This is a genomic window from Shewanella sp. S1-49-MNA-CIBAN-0167 (assembly GCF_040310145.1).
Taxonomy (GTDB): domain Bacteria; phylum Pseudomonadota; class Gammaproteobacteria; order Enterobacterales; family Shewanellaceae; genus Shewanella; species Shewanella psychromarinicola.
The window spans coordinates 41,260-60,458 of sequence record NZ_JBEOPO010000021.1; the positions used below are offsets into that span (position 1 = coordinate 41,260).

16 protein-coding genes and 1 riboswitch are annotated in these 19,199 nt (G+C 42.5%); of the genes, 4 read left to right on the plus strand and 12 right to left on the minus strand.

What is annotated here, in order from left to right:
* The first annotated feature begins 28 nt into the window (after positions 1–28).
* Entirely contained in the window at positions 29–1,270 is a 1,242-nt protein-coding gene (gene queG, locus AAEZ00_RS11485) for a tRNA epoxyqueuosine(34) reductase QueG (protein WP_502959325.1), read from the plus strand.
* 12 nt (positions 1,271–1,282) lie between these two features.
* On the opposite strand, the gene AAEZ00_RS11490 is transcribed toward queG, so the two are convergent.
* Together AAEZ00_RS11490 and metE are read right to left on the minus strand one after the other, a co-directional pair.
* Positions 1,283–1,495 carry a dodecin gene (locus tag AAEZ00_RS11490; RefSeq protein WP_101032658.1) on the minus strand — a complete coding sequence of 71 codons (213 nt, stop codon included), beginning with the start codon at positions 1,493–1,495 and terminating at the stop codon, positions 1,283–1,285.
* A gap of 215 nt (positions 1,496–1,710) precedes the next feature.
* A complete protein-coding gene (gene metE / locus AAEZ00_RS11495; protein ID WP_351088647.1) occupies positions 1,711–4,002 on the minus strand; it encodes a 5-methyltetrahydropteroyltriglutamate--homocysteine S-methyltransferase in 2,292 nt (763 codons plus the stop codon).
* 154 nt (positions 4,003–4,156) lie between these two features.
* On the opposite strand from metE, the gene AAEZ00_RS11500 reads away from it, so the two are divergent.
* The gene (locus AAEZ00_RS11500) at positions 4,157–5,062 is read left to right on the plus strand and encodes a LysR family transcriptional regulator (protein WP_351088648.1); all 906 of its coding nucleotides are present in this window, start codon (positions 4,157–4,159) and stop codon (positions 5,060–5,062) included.
* Here the strand turns inward: AAEZ00_RS11500 and AAEZ00_RS11505 are convergent.
* The 6 genes from AAEZ00_RS11505 to AAEZ00_RS11530 all read right to left on the minus strand — a co-directional run bounded on the left by AAEZ00_RS11505 (position 5,042) and on the right by AAEZ00_RS11530 (position 12,517).
* Positions 5,042–5,782, minus strand: coding sequence for an HDOD domain-containing protein (locus AAEZ00_RS11505; RefSeq protein WP_351088649.1), 741 nt, complete (start codon positions 5,780–5,782; stop codon positions 5,042–5,044). The genes AAEZ00_RS11500 and AAEZ00_RS11505 overlap by 21 nt on opposite strands.
* 119 nt (positions 5,783–5,901) lie before the next feature.
* Positions 5,902–7,890, minus strand: a complete 1,989-nt coding sequence (locus tag AAEZ00_RS11510; RefSeq protein WP_351088650.1) for a TonB-dependent receptor — start codon at positions 7,888–7,890, stop codon at positions 5,902–5,904.
* A 143-nt stretch (positions 7,891–8,033) separates the two neighbouring features.
* A riboswitch (cobalamin riboswitch) is annotated at positions 8,034–8,248 on the minus strand.
* A 302-nt stretch (positions 8,249–8,550) separates the two neighbouring features.
* A complete protein-coding gene (locus AAEZ00_RS11515; protein ID WP_351075736.1) occupies positions 8,551–9,216 on the minus strand; it encodes a hypothetical protein in 666 nt (221 codons plus the stop codon).
* A gap of 126 nt (positions 9,217–9,342) precedes the next feature.
* A complete protein-coding gene (locus AAEZ00_RS11520; RefSeq protein WP_351088651.1) occupies positions 9,343–9,666 on the minus strand; it encodes a DUF3622 domain-containing protein in 324 nt (107 codons plus the stop codon).
* 194 nt (positions 9,667–9,860) lie between these two features.
* Positions 9,861–11,774, minus strand: a complete 1,914-nt coding sequence (locus AAEZ00_RS11525; RefSeq protein WP_351088652.1) for a peptidase U32 family protein — start codon at positions 11,772–11,774, stop codon at positions 9,861–9,863.
* A 176-nt stretch (positions 11,775–11,950) separates the two neighbouring features.
* The gene (locus tag AAEZ00_RS11530) at positions 11,951–12,517 is read right to left on the minus strand and encodes a phosphoribosyltransferase (RefSeq protein ID WP_101032665.1); all 567 of its coding nucleotides are present in this window, start codon (positions 12,515–12,517) and stop codon (positions 11,951–11,953) included.
* A 374-nt stretch (positions 12,518–12,891) separates the two neighbouring features.
* On the opposite strand from AAEZ00_RS11530, the gene AAEZ00_RS11535 reads away from it, so the two are divergent.
* Together AAEZ00_RS11535 and AAEZ00_RS11540 are read left to right on the plus strand one after the other, a co-directional pair.
* Positions 12,892–13,551 carry a DNA-J related domain-containing protein gene (locus AAEZ00_RS11535; RefSeq protein ID WP_351088653.1) on the plus strand — a complete coding sequence of 220 codons (660 nt, stop codon included), beginning with the start codon at positions 12,892–12,894 and terminating at the stop codon, positions 13,549–13,551.
* 444 nt (positions 13,552–13,995) lie between these two features.
* Positions 13,996–14,652, plus strand: coding sequence for a thiol:disulfide interchange protein DsbA/DsbL (locus tag AAEZ00_RS11540; protein WP_124013588.1), 657 nt, complete (start codon positions 13,996–13,998; stop codon positions 14,650–14,652).
* A 367-nt stretch (positions 14,653–15,019) separates the two neighbouring features.
* On the opposite strand, the gene AAEZ00_RS11545 is transcribed toward AAEZ00_RS11540, so the two are convergent.
* From AAEZ00_RS11545 to AAEZ00_RS11560, 4 genes are all read right to left on the minus strand, one after another.
* On the minus strand, positions 15,020–15,550 hold the full coding sequence (locus tag AAEZ00_RS11545) for a cytochrome b/b6 domain-containing protein (RefSeq protein WP_351075752.1): 531 nt from the start codon (positions 15,548–15,550) through the stop codon (positions 15,020–15,022).
* A gap of 3 nt (positions 15,551–15,553) precedes the next feature.
* Positions 15,554–16,075: a menaquinone-dependent protoporphyrinogen IX dehydrogenase gene (hemG, locus tag AAEZ00_RS11550; RefSeq protein WP_351075755.1), complete on the minus strand. Its 522-nt coding sequence runs from the start codon at positions 16,073–16,075 to the stop codon at positions 15,554–15,556.
* A gap of 168 nt (positions 16,076–16,243) precedes the next feature.
* A complete protein-coding gene (locus AAEZ00_RS11555; RefSeq protein ID WP_351088654.1) occupies positions 16,244–17,869 on the minus strand; it encodes a di-heme oxidoredictase family protein in 1,626 nt (541 codons plus the stop codon).
* A gap of 141 nt (positions 17,870–18,010) precedes the next feature.
* Positions 18,011–19,174, minus strand: coding sequence for an imelysin family protein (locus AAEZ00_RS11560; protein WP_351075760.1), 1,164 nt, complete (start codon positions 19,172–19,174; stop codon positions 18,011–18,013).
* Positions 19,175–19,199 lie beyond the last annotated feature (25 nt).

A 19,199-nucleotide genomic window follows, 5' to 3' on the forward strand; every position in this document is an offset into this window, starting at 1 on the left:
ATAATTTTACCGTGTTTACTTAATAATAGTGTTTATGACTGCAACCAACCCAGCTTTAGTGCCAGATATTGGCTCTGCTAGCCACTCAATCAATGAGCCAACACCCGAGCCATGTCCGTTGACAGCGGCCCAGCTTGATGTGCTCAATCGCCAAATAAAGCTATGGGGTAAAGAGCTTGGCTTTGCCCATATTGGCGTCGCAGATATTGACTTAAGCCAACATGAGACAATATTACAAGATTGGTTAGACAAGGGTTATCACGGTGATATGGCTTATATGGCCGCGCACGGAATGATGCGCGCGCGACCCGCTGAACTGCATCCCGGAACCATTAGAGTGATTTGTGCTCGGATGGACTATCTTCCCCCTGATGCGGGTTTTGCCAGTAATTTAACCGACCCCAATCTGGGCTATATTTCTCGCTACGCCGGTGGGCGTGACTATCATAAATTAATCCGTCAACGGCTTAAAAAACTCGGTGATAAAATTAACCAGTATTGCCAACAACTCGACTTTGGCGCGACTGATTTTAGACCCTTTGTGGATTCAGCGCCTATTTTAGAGCGTCCATTAGCCGACAAAGCGGGGCTAGGCTGGACAGGAAAACACTCGTTACTGTTACATCCTGATGCGGGAAGCTGGTTTTTCCTTGGCGAGTTATTAATTAACTTACCGTTACCATTAGACATACCAATCGAAGAAGGCTGCAATACTTGTGTCGCCTGCATAAAGTCATGCCCGACCGATGCCATTGTAGCGCCCTATGTTGTCGATGCTAAGCGGTGTATCTCTTATTTAACGATTGAATTAAAAGGCGCTATCCCAGAAGAGTTTCGCCCACTAATGGGCAATCGTATTTATGGCTGTGATGACTGTCAGCTAGTGTGCCCAGTCAATGCTAAAGCACCACTGACCCAAGAGACAGATTTCCACACTCGCAGCGCCCTTATTCAACCTGATTTACTGACCTTATTTGCTTGGTCTGAAACTTATTTTCTCAGCCAAACAGAAGGCAGTGCGCTGCGCCGAATGGGCCATAAACGTTGGTTACGTAATATCGCGATTGCATTAGGTAACGCCCCTGCTAATCCAGCTATTATTACTGCATTAGAGCAACGTAAACACAGTGAAGAAGTGGATGATATGGTACTTGAACATATTGAATGGGCATTAGGACAACAAATACAAAAAGCGCCACAATCGGCGCTTTCACGTAAAACTCAACGAGTGATCAGATCAATACAAAAGGGTTTACCCAGAGACGCATAAACTAAAAAGCCCCTAAGCATTAGAGTCTAAGGTAAAACCCACTTTAACGGTTACTTGCCAATGAGCAATTAAGCCTTCTTCTAAGTGGCCACGGGTTTCGATAACTTGAAACCAGCGCAAATGTAGTAAACTTTTATTGGCTTCTGCAATCGCATTTTTGACCGCCTCATCTGAACTGATTGGTGATGACCCGACCAGTTCAATCACTTTATAAGTGTGGCTCATGATAACTCCTATTGTCAGCTGAACATCCTTACTTTTATTGTAGTCAATAATGGCCCAACTCACACATTATCGATGAAGGACCAATGAAACCACCGTTACTACACTCAGCGGTCAACAACTGAGCACTGCAACGAAGTCTGCATTAAACCGCTCAGACGACTTCAGTAAAGCGACTATTAATCAGATGGATATCTATCAGGCTTATATCATGCCAATTAAGATAAACGCCTAAGCACTTTAGCCGCTGCAATCATATTCCGCAGCGCTGGCTCAACCTCATCCCAGGTACGGGTTTTTAAACCACAATCAGGATTAACCCATAACTGTTTCACCGGCACCTTTTGCGACGCTTTAGTCATTAAGTCGACCATTTCATCAACGGTTGGAATATTCGGCGAATGAATGTCATACACACCGGGACCAATTTCATTAGGATAATGAAAATCTTCAAAGGCACTCAGTAGCTCCATACGCGAACGTGACGTCTCAATGGTGATGACATCTGCATCCATCGCCGCTATGGCATTAATGGTGTCATTAAACTCGCTGTAACACATGTGTGTATGGATTTGAGTTGCATCTTCAACACCTGCAGCCGATAACTTAAACGCATCCACCGCCCAGGTTAAATAATCTGCCCATTGGCTTTGTTTAATCGGTAAACCTTCACGAAATGCTGGCTCATCAATTTGAATAATGCCAATACCTGCGCTTTCTAAATCGACCACTTCGTCACGTACTGCTAATGCAAGTTGGTTGGCAATATCTTTACGAGGAATATCTTCACGAGCGAACGACCAATGTAAAATGGTCACCGGACCCGTTAGCATGCCTTTAACGGGCTTGTCGGTTAAGCTTTGCGCATAGGTAGCCCAGTCGACCGTCATTGGTTTTGGACGAGACACATCGCCATAAATTAACGGTGGCTTAACGCAACGAGAACCATAACTTTGCACCCAACCAAATTGAGTAAACCCAACACCGTCTAATTGTTCACCAAAATACTCCACCATGTCATTACGCTCAGCTTCGCCGTGGACTAGCACGTCGAGACCCAATTTAAGTTGACGAGAAATGGTGTCTTGAGTAACTTGCTCAAGCTGTGATCGGTAATCATTGTCATTGATTTCGCCTTTACGCCAGCGACTGCGTAACCCCCGAATGGCTGGCGTTTGCGGAAATGAACCTATGGTGGTTGTGGGTAATAATGGCAGCGCTAACTTTTGTTGTTGGGCAATGATACGGCGGGCAAATGGACTGTCACGTTCAAAATCATCAGCGGTTAACTGCGACACACGTTCAACAACCTGTTGATTAGCTGCTGCAGCTTTTGCCAAGCGGCGTTGCTGGCAACGATCAATAATCGCTTGGCTAGTTGCTGAACCTTGCCCAACGATTAATTGATAAATTTCGTTAAGTTCAAATAATTTTTGTTTCGCAAAAGCTAATTGGCCAAGTAATGGCGTAATTAATTGGCTTTCAACCTCGACATCCACAGGACAATGCAACAATGAACATGAAGGTGCAATCCACAAACGATCGCCTAACCTGGTCGCTAATTCGGTCACTTTATCAGCAATCAAATCAACATCAGCAGCCCACACATTGCGACCATTAACCACCCCAACAGAAAGTACCTGTTGGCTAAAAAGCGCATTAACAAACACATCAAGCTGTTCTGGCGCGGTGACTAAATCAAGATGTAGCCCCTCAACCGGTAATGCACTCACCAATGCTTGATGATGGGCAATAGAACCGTAATAACTGGCGAGTAAAATATTTAGAGATGCTGGCTTTTGTTGCGCTAACGTTTGATAACTTTGACGAATAGCTTGCTGCCACTCATCGGTTAAGTCTACCGCTAATACCGGTTCATCAAATTGCACCCAACTCACACCTTGGGCTGCAAAACGAGACAAAATTTGCTGATAAGCAACTAGTAACGGTGGTAATAACACCAACTTATTAAACTCAGTGAGGCTTTTAGATAAGTATAAATATGTCACTGGACCGAGCAGCACAGGTTTTGCTTGATGACCTAATTGCTGCGCTTCTGTAACATCATCAAACAGTTGGTCGTAGGCTATTTCGAACGCTTGATCAGCGCTCAATTCTGGCACTTGATAATGGTAGTTAGTATTAAAAAACTTGGTCATTTCTGCCGCACACGCATGTTGGCCGGTTTGCGAACGGCCACGAGCCACGCGAAATAAGGTGTCAATATCGACAGGGGCTTGGCTGCCATCAGCTTGAGTGGCCCGATGACGAGCGGGGATCACATTTAAAGTCGCACTCAGGGTTAACACTTGGTCATAATAAGCAAAATCCCCTATAGGCAGTAATTCAACACCTGCATCTGCTTGCCACTGCCAATGGGTGCGTTTTAATTCACAGGCAACGTTTTTCAACTCCGTTAATGTGGCTTCACTGCGCCAATAGCGCTCTAAAGCAAACTTCAATTCACGCTGACGTCCTATGCGGGGAAATCCTAAACTTGAAATTTTCATACTGTTTACCTTTTCATGGAGCAAAAATTTATCGCCATTTATGCGTAAAATTCACGCAGGCGTCTGGACGTCTAGAAGTTTATTGTGTTACTCTACTGTCAAGCAATCGAATTGATTTCATCAAATAGTTGAGCAAGATTCATGTGGAGAGAAAATGATAGAGCTTAGACACCTTCGTACCTTGATGGCGTTAAAGGAAAGTGGCAGTTTAGCGGGGGCGGCTAAAAAACGATTTGTCACCCAGTCGGCGCTTTCTCATCAAATAAAAGAGTTAGAGACACGGATTAACTCAAGTATTTTTGTTCGTAAGAGTAAGCCGTTAACCTTTACTCATGAAGGCTCGCGTCTGCTGAATTTAGCAGAAGAAATCTTACCGAAAGTGATTGCAACCGAGTCGGATCTTAAACGCGGTTTAGAGGGTGAAAGCCAACAGCTTAAGCTCGGCATTGAATGCCACAGTTGTTTTCGTTGGTTAATGCCCGTTATTGAGCAATTTAAGCAACATGCGCCAGCGGCTCAAATTGATATTTCAAGTCGTCACTTATTTGATTCACTCAATGCATTGCAAACGGGGAGTTTAGACATAGTGCTAACCTCAGATCCAGTGCCGGGACACTGTGTCGCTTACCAGCATCTATTTGATTTTGAAGTTAAATTAATTGTAGCCAGTGATAACACATTAGCGGCACAAGCGTTTGTAACGCCAGCCCAATTGGCAAAGCAAACCTTAATTAGTTACCCCGTGCCGTTAGCGCGTTTAGATATATACAAACACTTTTTAGAGCCCGCTGGTATTGAACCTGGCGAGCAAAAGCAGTGTGATTTAACCTCAATGTTATTGCAGCGTGTTGCCTGTAATGACGGCATAGCAACCCTGCCAACTTGGTCTATCAGAGAAAGTCAGGGGCTGAATCTTACTGCGGTTAAATTAGGGGCAGAAGGACTAAAGCGTCCATTGTTTGGTGCTTATCGCCGCGATGCCACTAATGCAAATTTAATCCAAAAGTGGCTCGAACTTGTAGCAAATGAAGGCATAATACTACAACGGGTTGATCAGTAATTGTCGTTTAGATAACACGCGTCGAAGCACAAGTCCTGGAGAATCAGGGTTTTGTGTTTGGCGTAAGTTATGGGCAATTAAAAATTCATCGCGTAAATCATCATCCAAACCTAATGATTCAAATGCTTCAAGTGATAACTGTTGTTGTTGCTTATCAATCAGTGATTTTATTACTGTCAATGATACGGGCCGAGATAACTCAGCATTTAAATAAGCAAAAGCCGTTAGCGCAATCACCTGACCAAACACACTAAATAGTGCTAATGTTTGCATTTCATCCGCATCAATTTTAGTACCAACACCGATTTTATTATCTTCACGTAACTGTACTATACAATCCATCGCGATCATTTCATTTAAGGCCCAATAGCCTTGGGCTAATTTTTTGTACGGTTCTAAAAGCTCATCAAGCCGTTCTTTAAGATAAAACGAAAACGCATAACGATAGATGTTCACTTGGCCTAAACGGATTAAGGCATCCTTGACACTTCGGCTTTTGGTCGATATCACCCCTGCTGTTTGTGCGGTATTACTGCGCAACAACAAATGGGCTGCCAACGCAGGGTCGGCAGACACTGTGTCGATAACAACTCTAATATCAGCTTCGTTAATCAAGGCTTTTTTTAATGGAAGTAATATGCCACGACGACCAATGACCTGTTCTTCATTGCCAATAATAGCTTGAACTTGAGTAAAAACTTGTTGCTCAAGATTAGTCATATCTATCAATTACCTTTTAAAGAATAAACACGCTATAAATTAATTTAACGATGTATTAAAACGAAAGCCAGTAATAGTTTACTGGCTTTTATGGGTAACTATTTATTAAGCCAAATCATCTAGAAACGATAACCCGCAGTCAGTCTAATTGAGCGACCCGTACCAGAATAATAACCACTGCCAAACGCAGAGTAATAACCAGTACCAACATAGTCTTCATCAAGTAAGTTATCAACACGTAAACTGCCATTCCAACCAGCATGAGCATAGTTTAATGCAAGGTTGGTTAGCACGTAGTGGTCTAACTTATCACCGATATTACTGTTATCGCCTTCCATATAGCGCTCACCCGTATAAACACCTTCAACAAATGCTTGCCAATGATCGGCAAAGTCATAGCTCATGTAAGCCTTACCCGAATGCTTAGCCACCCAAGATAACGCTTTGCCGTCGTTTTCACCTTGAGTGAACTCTGCATCAATATAGTCGTACGAAGCACCTAGCAGCCAGTCATTTGATAACTGCACATCATAAGCCGTACTCACCCCAAAGCGGCGAGATTGATCCGCATTAACGTTAGCACCAAAACCATTCACCCCACCAGGTCCATCAGTACGGCTGGCATCCAAAACAATCTCATTTTCTAACTCAAGTTGATACGCATTGATTTTTAATGTTTGAGTGGCGGTGGTATAATCCCAACCCGCTTCGTAAGAGCGGCCTGTTTGTGGGTCTAAGCCTATTGTGGTCACGGGTGTATAAGCTTGTTCGTCAACTTTTGCAAAGCGGAAGTTATCATTTGCACGTACATAAAAACGATTTTCACTGCTTGGGCGATAATTAAACCCTAACTCAAAGGCATGGGCGTCGTTATCGACTTCAATACGGTTAGGATAAAGTATTTGGTCGTATAAATCGTCAGTCACTTCTGAATAACGCCCCCCGACGACATAGGATAATGTCGTGGTAATAGGTACCGATGCTTGCACATAGGCACTAGTTTGTTGCTGTTTATTATTACGTTGGGTATAAAGCAAATCAAAATCGGCTTCACCTTTACTGACATCAATACCCGCAACAAAATTTAAATCACCGCGATCTAAATGATAATTGGCAGTCGCTTTAGGTGAAAAACTCAATAAGTCACGTTCAATCCGCCCTGCACCACCAAATAACATGCTGGTCGTTAACGAGTCTGAATAGGTTAAATCCGCACCTAAGGCCCAAATGTTATTTAGCTGGTATTGGTATCCGCTACGCAGTGCGGTAGTCATTTCATGACTGAAATCGCCTGCAGAAAAAGATCCAACTTGACGGGGGTCTGCTTCATACTGAGCTAACGTTAATGCACCCGGTGCTTGAAGGTCATTATCAAAGTAATTAACTTCAACAAAAAAGTCTTCGTTAGCGGTTTGATACTGCAAACGACCTAAAATAGAGCTGGTTTCATTATCATTATTATCACGGTAATTGTCGCTTTTGTTATAGCTTGCGGCTAAAAAGTAACGCCATGCGTCGTTAATGGAACCTGAAATATCGCCTTTAGCTTCATAGGTATCAAAACTGCCGCCACTGACTTGTAAGCCACCACTGGTTTCTGTTGGTGCCTTAGTAATGATGTTGATAACGCCGCCAACCGCTTGGTCACCATACAACACCCCTGCACTACCGGATAAAATCTCAACCCGCTCAACTAAGTTAAGCGGAATGGATTCAATACTCGGCGCAGCAATATCAATATTATTCAATCTGCGTCCATCAACTAAAATCAGCGTGTTGTTGGCCGCTTGTGATGCAGAAAATCCGCGCATAGAAAATACGCTACCCGAATTATTATCCGACACCTGAATGCCAGACTGTCCACGTAATAAATCGGTTAAATTGGTGACTCCGCTCATTTGAATATCGGCGGCATCAATAACATTGACGTTGGCCGCAATGTTTAGTGGATTGGCAAGATTACGCCCAATGACCACAATGGTTTCATCCATGCTGATAGCTGAAGACCCGGGGGATGTATCGGTTGACTCTGCCGCAATAGCATTAACCGTTGCCACACTGAAGACAGCACTTAATAGCAGTGCAATTTTTGTTGGTTTAGTACCCATTTACCTTTAACTCCTGAAAGGAAAAATGGGGCAATAGCGCCGTAATATAGATAACCACTGTCGCCCTAATCTCCTGAAAAAAATCGTCAGAATAAGTCAACAAGCAGTATCACATCACATTTCGAGATCTGCCCACCGAAATCATCGAAATCACCTTTAAGGCCGGTCTCCGGACTGAGGTTGTGGCGTTATACCTATGGCATAACCCGCGCGAGTCTAGATGATTAACGCAACCCTGTTGCGCACCTGACTCTCACCAATCACCGTTGCGGGGGCAGTACCAGATTTACACTGGTTTCCCGATTATCTTGCTTTGGTCTATCGATCCACTGCAAGCACCGTAAAGATTGACTAACTAATCTCAACCCGGGCTAATAAGCCGAGTTGAGGTTAACGCTTGAAATAACGTGAGTTGAGGTTCAACCCATCATTAAAAATATCTGTTTCGTTATGCCAGCATTAGCATTTAGTACCATAGTACCGTTTAATTATTGCTGACATCATAAAATAATAACGCAGAGATTATAACGGATCTAAAGGTGAACTTGATACCAACAAAAGAGTAACCTGCAGATTATTCAGCATGTAGAACAGTCAACTTGTTGGTTAGTGGCACCTAAGAGGGTTATCAACCACATGACGCCGCGCTAGGATTCGACGCTAGGGATACGTCATGAAGTCACGATAATTATCGATAGTGATAGGAGTCGTTTCGGTAGTAAACACGTCTGTTCGAATAGATTTATGGATTAGGTAGACATTTTCGTCATCACTTATTACAGAAAAATAGCCCATTTCGCCTTGTGGACGGCTGATATAGGACACATCTTCCACTGCTGAAGTGTCATGAATATTAGGCATACTGGTGCAGCCTAATAAACCATGTACCGCTTCGAGCCCGTCAACTTCAGAACTGCCAAGCTGTTGATAAACAATTTCCCCTTGGCAATGTTGTTGATAAGTCGCCGCCATTGAATCTAAAAAGCGTTCCGGCTCAACATCATTGGCTAACCCTTTGAACCCCTGCATGCAGACTAAACTAGACCAGTCATTTAATGACTCATGGGTTGGAATAAACTCAGCCATCGTCATGTCGCCACGTTTATCACTGAATGCAAGTTTCCAATCTAATGGCGGTAAAAAGCCGAACTTTGCAGACAAGGTTATGAGTTTCTGGACATCATCAGACATCACCATAACACCTGATGACTTATCAACGTCGCCAAATGCCATCTGTGCTGGAGGGGTAGCAGATGCACTACTGGGGAACAGGAACATTATTCCTAAACACCCCGAGCAGCCTATAATTGCAGCAATCTTGTTCATCCAAATGAATCCTTATTTGGTCAAGATAGAGATAAGTTGATCAAAAATCATGCTAATTTAGTACGTCCTATCCTGAACATACAAAAATTGAAACTTATCTATAACCTATACATAGTGGGTAAAATATTAGTTAAGCTCGTCTTCGTCTTCATCTTCATCTTCAGCATCGAACAGCTCTTCTTCGTCGATGGCCGATTCAGCAGCAATAGCAGCCGCTAAGCTTTTAGCTTTAAGGTGCTTCTCAGTTTTACGCTGGTTACGATCAGCTTGCTTAGATAAAAAACCTTGCAGTGCTTGCTCGCCCCATACAATGGCTTCTGCTTCTGATGCAAAACCATCTTGGCTTTTTGATACTATGGTTTTAGTCGATGTCATACGACGAGTGATTTCAGTTTTCCAGGTGTTTTCAATTTGAATAACACGTAAAGCATACTTTTTGCTATCGCTCATAATCTATTCTTTCCTACTTAAGGTATCACAGGCTAAAACCCATGAAATTTCAGCCGCGCAGTGTACTCGAAACACACGAGTTTGGGCAGCTATTTAATGGTTATTTTTGCAGCTTATTTGAAAAACTAACCCAATGGCAAGCTTAATACTGCCAGCGGAAAAACAATGATGGTTAAAATCACGCTGTGGCGCCATTATTGTTTCACTAATTGGTTGGAGCCAACAATCATCATTTCACATTTATGGCAGTCAAAAATCAATTTCAATTTATCTTTACCTACCTCTAAAAACATAGGATCCGCTTTAATACCTTCAACTTCTTTCGGGCATAAATTAAAACTGTAACGCAGACAATGTTTAGTGACCATTAACGGAGCATCATGCAAAACGTTATTTTTCTCATAGGTGTCTTCAATTTGAATCACCCCATGTTGATGGTAAAAAGATTTCGCTTTTTCATTCGCCACATTAGATAAAAAGCTCAGTGCTTTTTGCGGGAAACGTGCTGTTTTATCATGCACCCAGCGCTCTGGTCGTTGGTAACTGGCAACTCTTGCCGTCATTAATGCACTAACGGCATCGCGGCGTAACTCATTAACAACCGAGACGGGTAAAAACCACATCTGCTGCGTGAGTAAATTAACCTTGTTCAATACAAAGTCACTGCTGCCAAGTTTACTGAATTGTTTTTTCAGATTTTCGGCGGTCTTGACTTGGTCATTAGCGGGGGCTTTATCGCACGCTAACATGACTGTCGCACTGATATTATGCCGATCTGTAATCGTTAATCCCACCCCGTCATCGGTATCAAAAAATTGCATATCGACAGTCATTTTACGGCTAGCAGAATCTTTGTTAAGGCTAGCTTCGAACTTATGGTCAAAGTTACGGAACATCATCACCCCAATTTTAAGATCTTTGGGTACCTCGGTTAAATGCAAGACATTCCCCTCAGCACGGTTGATGCGCACGCCAGAGAGTTTATCGTCAGACAAACGCTGTGTTTCGTAGTGTTCAACAAAAAAACAGAGGCCATCACCATTATTAAAGTGAATGTCTTTGCCACTTTCACGGGTATCGATTTTAATAAAGTCTTTACCTACTTCGGTGATACGGCCCACTTTTTCACCAATGAACTTAGGCGAACTAAAATGCTCAATGGCCTCAGTACGTTCATTAACAAAATAATCCGTTTTACCGCGGTTAAAACTTTTATCAGGATCTGGGATAAAGTTAAACGTGCAACGACCATGAGAAATTGATTCTAAATCATCACGTTTAGCCATAATCGCATCAAGTTGCTGGCGATAATGAGCGGTGATATTTTTAAGGTAAGTAATATCTTTTAAGCGGCCTTCAATTTTAAACGAACTAATACCAGCATCAATTAACGCTTCTAAATTATCGGTCTGGTTATTGTCTTTTAATGATAATAAGTGCTGATTTTCAGCTAAGACGTCACCTTCGCGAGTGGTCAAATTGCACGGTAACCGACACATCTGTGAACATTCACCGCGATTAGCACTGCGATTAGAATACGCATGGCTCAAATTACATAAACCGCTATAACTGACACATAATGCGCCGTGAATAAAGAACTCTAACTTCATTTTTGTGCTAGCAGCAATATCGCGAATTTGTGGGATATTGAGCTCACGGGCTAATACGACTTGCGAAAAACCAACTTGCTCTAAAAAGACCGTTTTTTCAGGGCTGCGGTTATCCGTTTGCGTACTGGCATGCAACGCAATAGGCGGCAGATCAAATTGTAAAACACCCATGTCTTGAACAATCAAGGCATCAACCCCCGCTTCATAAAGCCGCCAAATAAGCTTTTGGGCTTTATCAAGTTCGTCATCCATTAAAATGGTATTTAACGCCACAAAAACCTGAGCATGATAACGATGAGCAAATTCTGCCAAACGAGCAATGTCTTCAACACTGTTACCAGCATTATGGCGCGCGCCAAAGGCAGGACCACCAATATAAACCGCATCAGCACCATGGCGAATAGCCTCAATGCCGTAATCAGCATTTTTAGCAGGCGCTAATAGTTCTAATCGACGTTTTACGGGTGCCTCAGGTGTAAACAATTCTACAGTAACCATAATGTTAACTAAATTTCGCATTAATTCGGATAAAAAAAGTGCGCCAGCATACTAATATTGTCGCATTGACATAAGTATGTTGACGCATTCAAATAGCGGTATACTTTAGCAAACTTTACATAAAGTTATACATGAATTCGTTGTTATCAACGCCTAAAATGGCTGCAACGCTAGGCTTATAAAAACAGATCTTGGATATTTTTAAAGTCAGTTTTACCTTCAGCAATTTCTTGTGGGTTTAAACCAGACACTTCATGTGGGAACACTAACCAATCTTCAGATGAATGAATAAAATAATCTGGCTTTAGATCGACTTTAGTGTTTTTGGGTTTGTAGTAAGGACATGCTATACGAATATCGGTTGGCATGTTCAAACGCATAAATTTTCTTAATTTACCAATAAGCGCATCAACACTGCGCCCCGAGTCAAATACGTCATCAACAATCAACAAACCGTCGCTAGCATTGGCATTTTCGATAATGTAATGCAAACCGTGCACTTTAATATTTTTATCTTGTTTGTCAGTGCCAATACCATAATAAGACGAGGTTCTAACTGCAATATGGTCTGTTTCGATTTTCTTAAAATCAAAATACTCTTGAACGGCAATACCGATAGGTGCTCCACCGCGCCAAATACCCACGATAAACTGTGGTCGAAAGCCACTGTCATATACTTGTGCAGCGAGTCTAAATGAATCTTCCAAAAGTTGTTGCGCACTAACAAAGAGTTTATCTGTCATTGGTTAAAGCCCCAGTTATTTTATTGCGGCGAATTTTATATCAAATAAGCTTTTCTTGCCTGCAAGAAAAGGAATTAATTGATCAAAAGCAATAAAAAAATCAAAACGTTCGCCACATCGCCATTATCTCAAGCGCCACTAGTAGCGTCAACCGATCCTAATGTGAACAATAATCCACCTCATTAACAAGTATCCTTTATCAATACAATATAGAGTAGGCGTTAAGTTTGCTATCTCAAGCTTGAAGGCAAAGTTCAAGGTCAATACCTGGGTCGTAATGACAATAAAATCTACTTGTCATTAAAAACGACTATGGCATAGTGGGCTGCCATGAAAAGCAGATTTTATCGCCAATTCAGGACCCATACGCCACTATGCTAGTCAATAAAACCTTACACCATGCCTATGGAACTGAACAGGCAAGCACCACAGACAACAACGAACTCAAGGTGCCTAAAAGTGACAACCCGCTCATATGGCCTGTGCTGAGTTTGTTGCAATCAACCAACCAAAGTTGGAAAGTACATCATTTGGCGAGCGAGTTACAAGCCAAAGGATTAATGCATAATCTTGACCCTTTACCCGAAAAAGACCTCTTTAAACGCAACTTTCTACTGATGAACGCCTTATATGAATTACAAGACATATTAATCCCCAAACAGTGGTTACAAGTAAAGGCAATGGAGATCCAAATATTTAGGATTATTCCGGCCAATGCTGATGTGCAACATATTTGCGATGGTGCATTACGCGATTATTATCTCGATTGGGCCAATTATGATGCCAGCGTTAACGTTATACAAGAAATGCTGGAGTCATTCTGGTCAAGTTATCAGGAGTATATTGGCGTCAACACCCAGTTAATGCACCAAGGTCATGCCTTGACAGTATTTGAACTTGATGACACTGCCACCGATAAAGACATTCGCAAACAATGGCGCAAACTCGCGCTTAAATGGCACCCCGACCGCGAACAAGGTAATGCCGAACGTTTCCGTGAAGTATGCGAAGCATGGCAAACCCTAAGAAATTAAGCGTAGGCTGCCAATAATTTACAGGCTCAATATCTTGGTCGAACACTCATAGACCATGATAGCGATTGTCCACAGAACTCTGCATGACTAACTGTGCTTTAGTTATTTAGCGATGCGCATTAGCCATTTAATCGTTAGCTATTTACAGCCATCAATAAACAGGCTTTGGTTAATTATCCAGATTAACCTTCTATATCGCATCATCTAGATTGAACAACTCAATGCCACTTTATGATGACATTCCTTAATAATCATTAAGTTCACTTCAATATCTTGCCTTAATTCAGAGGTTAACCTCATAAAGCACGCACGGATCACGAAATTAACGCCTTTTTAATTGATGATTTAAGCCATAATTCAGCTTAGAAACTTACCCTAATTAGCTCGAGCAGATTAATCTAATCCTATTGATTACTCGCTAATAACATTGATCTGAGGTTTTACATGATTAAATATTTCGCCGTTGCATTGACGCTCATAGCAGCCTCATTTAGCACATTTGCTGCGCCATTTGTTGCAGGCAAGCATTACACTCAAATTTCCAATAATATGGTTACTAGTACGCCAAAAATCACTGAGTTTTTTTCATTTTACTGCCATAACTGCTTCAATATGGAAACTCAGTATCTTGCTGAGATTAAAGCAGGATTAGATGAAGAGGTCACCTTCGATACTAAGCATGTTGACTTTATGAACAGCGATTTAGGCACTGAAGTGATGCGATCACTGGCTGTTATTCATGAGGTTGGTCAAGCAGAAAAGCTCAACCACGCAATGTTTACGGCTATCCAAGGTGATAAAGGCGCCAATGGGCATGATCACAATGCTCAAGGCCACCAGCATGAATCACAAATAAACAGCCGTGAAGACATTAAAAAAATCTTCAGCCAATTTGGTGTCGATGCCGCAACCTATGACACATTGGCCGACAGCAGTACTACCGATAAAGCATTGGCTTTATGGCGTCAGCAACAAACGTTATATAACGTCAGTAGCGTACCCGCATTTATCGTTAATGATAAATACGCTATCAATATGAATGAAATTAGCACTTTAGATGAACTAATTGAGTTGATGAACTATTTAGCCACCTCAAAATAACGGCCGCATCTTGATGAGTAATCAACACTAATGAAAAAAATGGCTATCAATTGATAGCCATTTTTTTCGATTTATCCCATCTGTAATTCAGAGATAAGAACCTATACTCAAACGACCTCGAAATGCAGGATTACGCATGTGCAGACTGCTAAGTTCTAGGGCGGACTCCGTCCTGCTAGGGTCGCTACGCTTCTAGATCCTAGGACCTAAGACCTAGCACCTAGAAGGAGCGAAGCACCGCCCTCTGGCGAGCTTGCGAGTTCCTAGCAGCGCAGCCCTCTAGGCTCTTCCTACGGGAGCGCTGAAACGAGCATGTTGAAGTGGCTTGAGAGGATATAACCAGATCATCAGAACCAGACCACGCTCTCTAATCAAAAAAATCACGTAAATGCAGTAGTCCAAGTAACGCATGTACGAGTAATAAGCCAGCAAAACAGTTTGCAAATAAACTATGGTAATAGCGTAAACTCAGTGCATATTCACCACCTTGAGCCAACCACCACCCCACACCTGTGACAGATACCAACAGCAATAACAATAAACATATCCCGGCAATCACACTCAATAAGCCTTTACCGCCAGATAGCGGTAATTGCCCTTTAGACAAGCCCAGTAGGTCTTGCTGACATTGACGCCAGTCGCCCACTATCCAAGGGTAAAACTGACGCCATTGACCTTGCCTACAGACATCAAAAGCAAAAGCTACGGCTAACAAAGCACAACACAAACCACCATAGACATGCCAGCTATTCCAACCACTGCTATTAGGCTGCAAACGCCGCCCCATTAATATCCACGGGCTAGTGGCAATAAGCAAAACGCTCAACACCCCTGTTACGGCGTGCAATTTAGTGGCTATCGCATCGCACCACTGCGATGCTGTCATCGCTGGCTTCATCAATTATGCCTCAATGATCTGCTGAGCAAATTCATCAACTTTATGCCAGTCGGTAAACTCTACCTTGGTATTAGGATCGGTAGGGCCTTTGGTTATCCACATAATAAACCGAATAATATTTCGGTCCATCACACCGTAGCCTTGGTAGTCTAAATTACCACCAAACACTTGTAATAATGTTGGTTGCCAAACACTTTGCTGTAAAAATTGCTGCATATAGCTATTAGTTTGCGGGGTGTTTTTTTGCGGTTTACGCGCCACTAAGCTAACCGAAAAAAAACCACTGGGTTTGTTTTCTAATTCCGTACGATGAGCTTCAATAAATTGATACAACGCTGGACGATGTTTGCCATGACGAATACTGGCACCGATGAACACTTTATCAAACAGGGCTAAATCGGGAGCATCTGCTAAAGATGCCACCGTGACCTGCTGATCTTGCGCAGCTAGCTGACGTTGTAAATACTCACATATTTTTTGAGTGTAACCATGGACACTTGAATGGATCAGTAAAATCTGACTCATGCTGACCTTCATTGAAATCATTTAAAGTAATTCAATATTTTAGTCCACTAGTGCCAAAATTTACATGAAATAGATCACGTCATCATGATCCACAATAGCGGCAATGTGAAATACTGCGCAAAAAACGCCCTAGAAAAGGATCTAGGGCATCTGGATTTTTAAAAACATTTATAGCGACTGTAAAAATGCGATAACTTGAACTCGCTCAGTTTGGGTTAATGCCATAAAGTCTTGCTTAGATGTTTTGGCTTCACCGTCATGCCATAAAATAGCTTCTTCCAAGGTTGCCGCACGTCCGTCATGTAAAAAACCAGCTTGTGGGTTAACGGTTTGCGTAAGCCCTATTCCCCATAACGGTCGTGTGCGCCACTCATTGCCATCGGCTAAAAAGTCTGGACGACCGTCAGCTAAGCCCTCACCCATATCGTGTAATAACATGTCACTAAATGGATAAATAGTCTGGCCTTTTAAACTGTCGCTCATCGGAATTCCGCCAATATCACCCGACGTTTTGGTCACAAATGATGGGGTATGACAACTACTACAATTGAGCTGTTCAAATAATCGAGCGCCTTGACGAACATCGCTATCGTCTACATTACGTCTACCGGGTACCGCTAACGTTTCAGCATAAAAGACCACAGAGTCACTGAATTCTGCGCTAGCCTCTGGCGCACCATCAACATCTTCACCAGTATCGACAAATCCTGTGCGGGTTAAATATGAATCATGTAAACTCGTGCCGACAATGCTTTCATCGGGAAATAACGGGTTAGTAATACCAATATCACCACGCAAAGCGCCTAACGATTGTACTCGGACACTTGGCGTGTTGGCTTTCCAACCAAAGCGACCTAAAGAAACAGGTGTACTATCGCCATTTTGTGCTTTTACGGCATCAAATACCCAGTTAGCTCGACCAGAAATCTCATCGCTATTACTGTCATCGGCATCAACGTTGGCCAAAATGCTTGCTTCAGGTATAGCTTCTAATAAACCTAAACCGAACACAGGCATGCTATTACGCCAACCCATCAACACATCATCTTGAAGTAAATTAGACGTCACATTCGCACTTTGCTTGGTTTCACCTGGCGCGTCATAAGGATTCTCCACTTCAAAAATAGGCTTTTTCAGGCTAACCGTTTCACCGTCCGAATAGACCTCATCATGACGTTCATAAGACAAATACACGTCAGCTTGGCCAACAAACGAATTGTCTTGCCAATCAGCACGCGCTTTTAATACCCCACGATGAAATAGTTGATCACCAAAATCAGGCACTTTAATTGGCGCACAATAATTATTATCTGCCGTACCTTCAATACAAGGTTCTGCTGAAGCTTTGCTAATACGCAAGAAAATTCCATCAGCAGAGCTTAACTTAATGCGCGTTTCAGTTGCCGCGACAAATGGTGTTGAATTTCGGCCATCTCGTTGATGACAAGAATTACAGTCTGCGTTATTGAATACTGGGCCTAAACCATCAAGTTCAGGATGTTGTTCATTCGGTGCGGTAGTAAATGACACTTCAAAATTGGCATCACCTTCTAAATGTAACTCGAGTTCATCGTCAGTTAAATTAACTGATGGTGTCGAAAAACCATGGCCAGAACTATTGGCATCAAACGTAGTGGTATCACCGCCTAAGGCAATAACAGAGGTGTAGCTAGGATAAGTCGTAACGGGGTCCACTGGCTCAGAGATAACTTCATCGCCACTGCCACCACAAGCACTTAGGCTAAGCCCCAGTAATGCTACAAACCAATATGGTTGTCTTAATAATTTGTTCATCTTTGTCTCACACATTCACACTAAAATTGAGTTTATTTGGCAGTAATGCGACCTTGTTATGAGTTGATTCTCTATTTTTTGGTCACACTTACCCTCCCAATAAGGTCGTTCCATGGCCTTATTGAGGCGGTAACAGCTAAATTATGAGTTCCAATCAGATAATAAAGGCAGCACATCTGACTGCAGCGTCGCTTGTAACTTTGTTAATGCATCCACAGCGACCTGGGTTCTAGCACGGCCATCATCATCTAGAATCGCTTGGCGGAAAGGCATGCTAGTGCTACCCGAAATGGCTTGAATTTTTAAAATGGCATCATCAATTTCGCTGGCGACACGCGTAGCTAAAGTCGCATCAGCTGCTGTCACAAAATCAATTAAACCTTGCTTATCGGCACCACCCGTAAACTCACCTTGATAAACGTTACGTACACCAATGATGTTATTTGAAAAGTCGGTTAGTGAGTTCCACGAATACTGCGACTCCACCTTAGAAGTGTCTGCCGTGGTTAATGACTCTCCGAATGGATCGGCAATTTTACCGTTACCCACTTCATCAACAATACCAATCATGCCGTTGATCAATTCTTCAATAACAGCTAATTGTGATGAGTAAATAGTGTTAGTTGCATCGCCAGGGGTTTTAAGTAAATCGGCATAAGGTATAGCAGTAGCACCTTCAGCGTTATAGTTCACTTGCCACGCATCATCTAACAGCGCGGTATAATCACGAAACACTTCCGCTAACGCTATTAAATATTCACGTTCACTGGTGGTAAGGTTAGCAATAAGCTTGGTATTGCTGTCAACGCCATTGCCAAATAACAAGTATTCCATGGTGTGAAAACCTTGAACGTCATCATTCCAAGCTTTAATAGTTTCGGCATCAAAACCACTGTTACTATCTAACTGAGTCTGTAAATCGGTGGTGTTTAATGGCCAGCTGTCTAAATGCGGATCGATACTTAATGAATCTACCGGACCAAAAATATGCGACTCACCTTGCTCCCAAGGTTCACGAGCTGATTTCCACGCATTCTGTGCCGCTACTAAATCGGCTTGAGTAGTAGAAGCACTTAGCAATGCTTGTGTTGCCAATAATAAAGCATCACCTTTAGCGGCTAAATTTGCATAACCGGCCACAATGACATCATCGGTTAAATTGGTGATCATTTCAGTAGCGACAAAGCTAAACCCCGTTGTTGGTACCACTGGGGTTTCGGTGCTTGTATCATCAGAACCTGAACCGCCACATGCTAAAAGCGTAGTGATTAAAGCCAGTGTAATTGCAGTGTGTTTAACGCGCATAATAAAACTCCGTGTAAAAAAAATG

What these genes read in the sequence shown, in the direction of transcription:
- AAEZ00_RS11490 (WP_101032658.1), bottom strand. Translation starts at nt 1,495, where the DNA reads ATGAGCCACACTTATAAAGTGATTGAACTGGTCGGGTCATCACCAATC.
- metE (WP_351088647.1), bottom strand. Translation starts at nt 4,002, where the DNA reads ATGAAAATTTCAAGTTTAGGATTTCCCCGCATAGGACGTCAGCGTGAA.
- AAEZ00_RS11500 (WP_351088648.1), top strand. Translation starts at nt 4,157, where the DNA reads ATGATAGAGCTTAGACACCTTCGTACCTTGATGGCGTTAAAGGAAAGT.
- AAEZ00_RS11505 (WP_351088649.1), bottom strand. Translation starts at nt 5,782, where the DNA reads ATGACTAATCTTGAGCAACAAGTTTTTACTCAAGTTCAAGCTATTATT.
- AAEZ00_RS11510 (WP_351088650.1), bottom strand. Translation starts at nt 7,890, where the DNA reads ATGGGTACTAAACCAACAAAAATTGCACTGCTATTAAGTGCTGTCTTC.
- AAEZ00_RS11515 (WP_351075736.1), bottom strand. Translation starts at nt 9,216, where the DNA reads ATGAACAAGATTGCTGCAATTATAGGCTGCTCGGGGTGTTTAGGAATA.
- AAEZ00_RS11520 (WP_351088651.1), bottom strand. Translation starts at nt 9,666, where the DNA reads ATGAGCGATAGCAAAAAGTATGCTTTACGTGTTATTCAAATTGAAAAC.
- AAEZ00_RS11525 (WP_351088652.1), bottom strand. Translation starts at nt 11,774, where the DNA reads ATGGTTACTGTAGAATTGTTTACACCTGAGGCACCCGTAAAACGTCGA.
- AAEZ00_RS11530 (WP_101032665.1), bottom strand. Translation starts at nt 12,517, where the DNA reads ATGACAGATAAACTCTTTGTTAGTGCGCAACAACTTTTGGAAGATTCA.
- AAEZ00_RS11535 (WP_351088653.1), top strand. Translation starts at nt 12,892, where the DNA reads ATGCTAGTCAATAAAACCTTACACCATGCCTATGGAACTGAACAGGCA.
- AAEZ00_RS11540 (WP_124013588.1), top strand. Translation starts at nt 13,996, where the DNA reads ATGATTAAATATTTCGCCGTTGCATTGACGCTCATAGCAGCCTCATTT.
- AAEZ00_RS11545 (WP_351075752.1), bottom strand. Translation starts at nt 15,550, where the DNA reads ATGAAGCCAGCGATGACAGCATCGCAGTGGTGCGATGCGATAGCCACT.
- hemG (WP_351075755.1), bottom strand. Translation starts at nt 16,075, where the DNA reads ATGAGTCAGATTTTACTGATCCATTCAAGTGTCCATGGTTACACTCAA.
- AAEZ00_RS11555 (WP_351088654.1), bottom strand. Translation starts at nt 17,869, where the DNA reads ATGAACAAATTATTAAGACAACCATATTGGTTTGTAGCATTACTGGGG.
- AAEZ00_RS11560 (WP_351075760.1), bottom strand. Translation starts at nt 19,174, where the DNA reads ATGCGCGTTAAACACACTGCAATTACACTGGCTTTAATCACTACGCTT.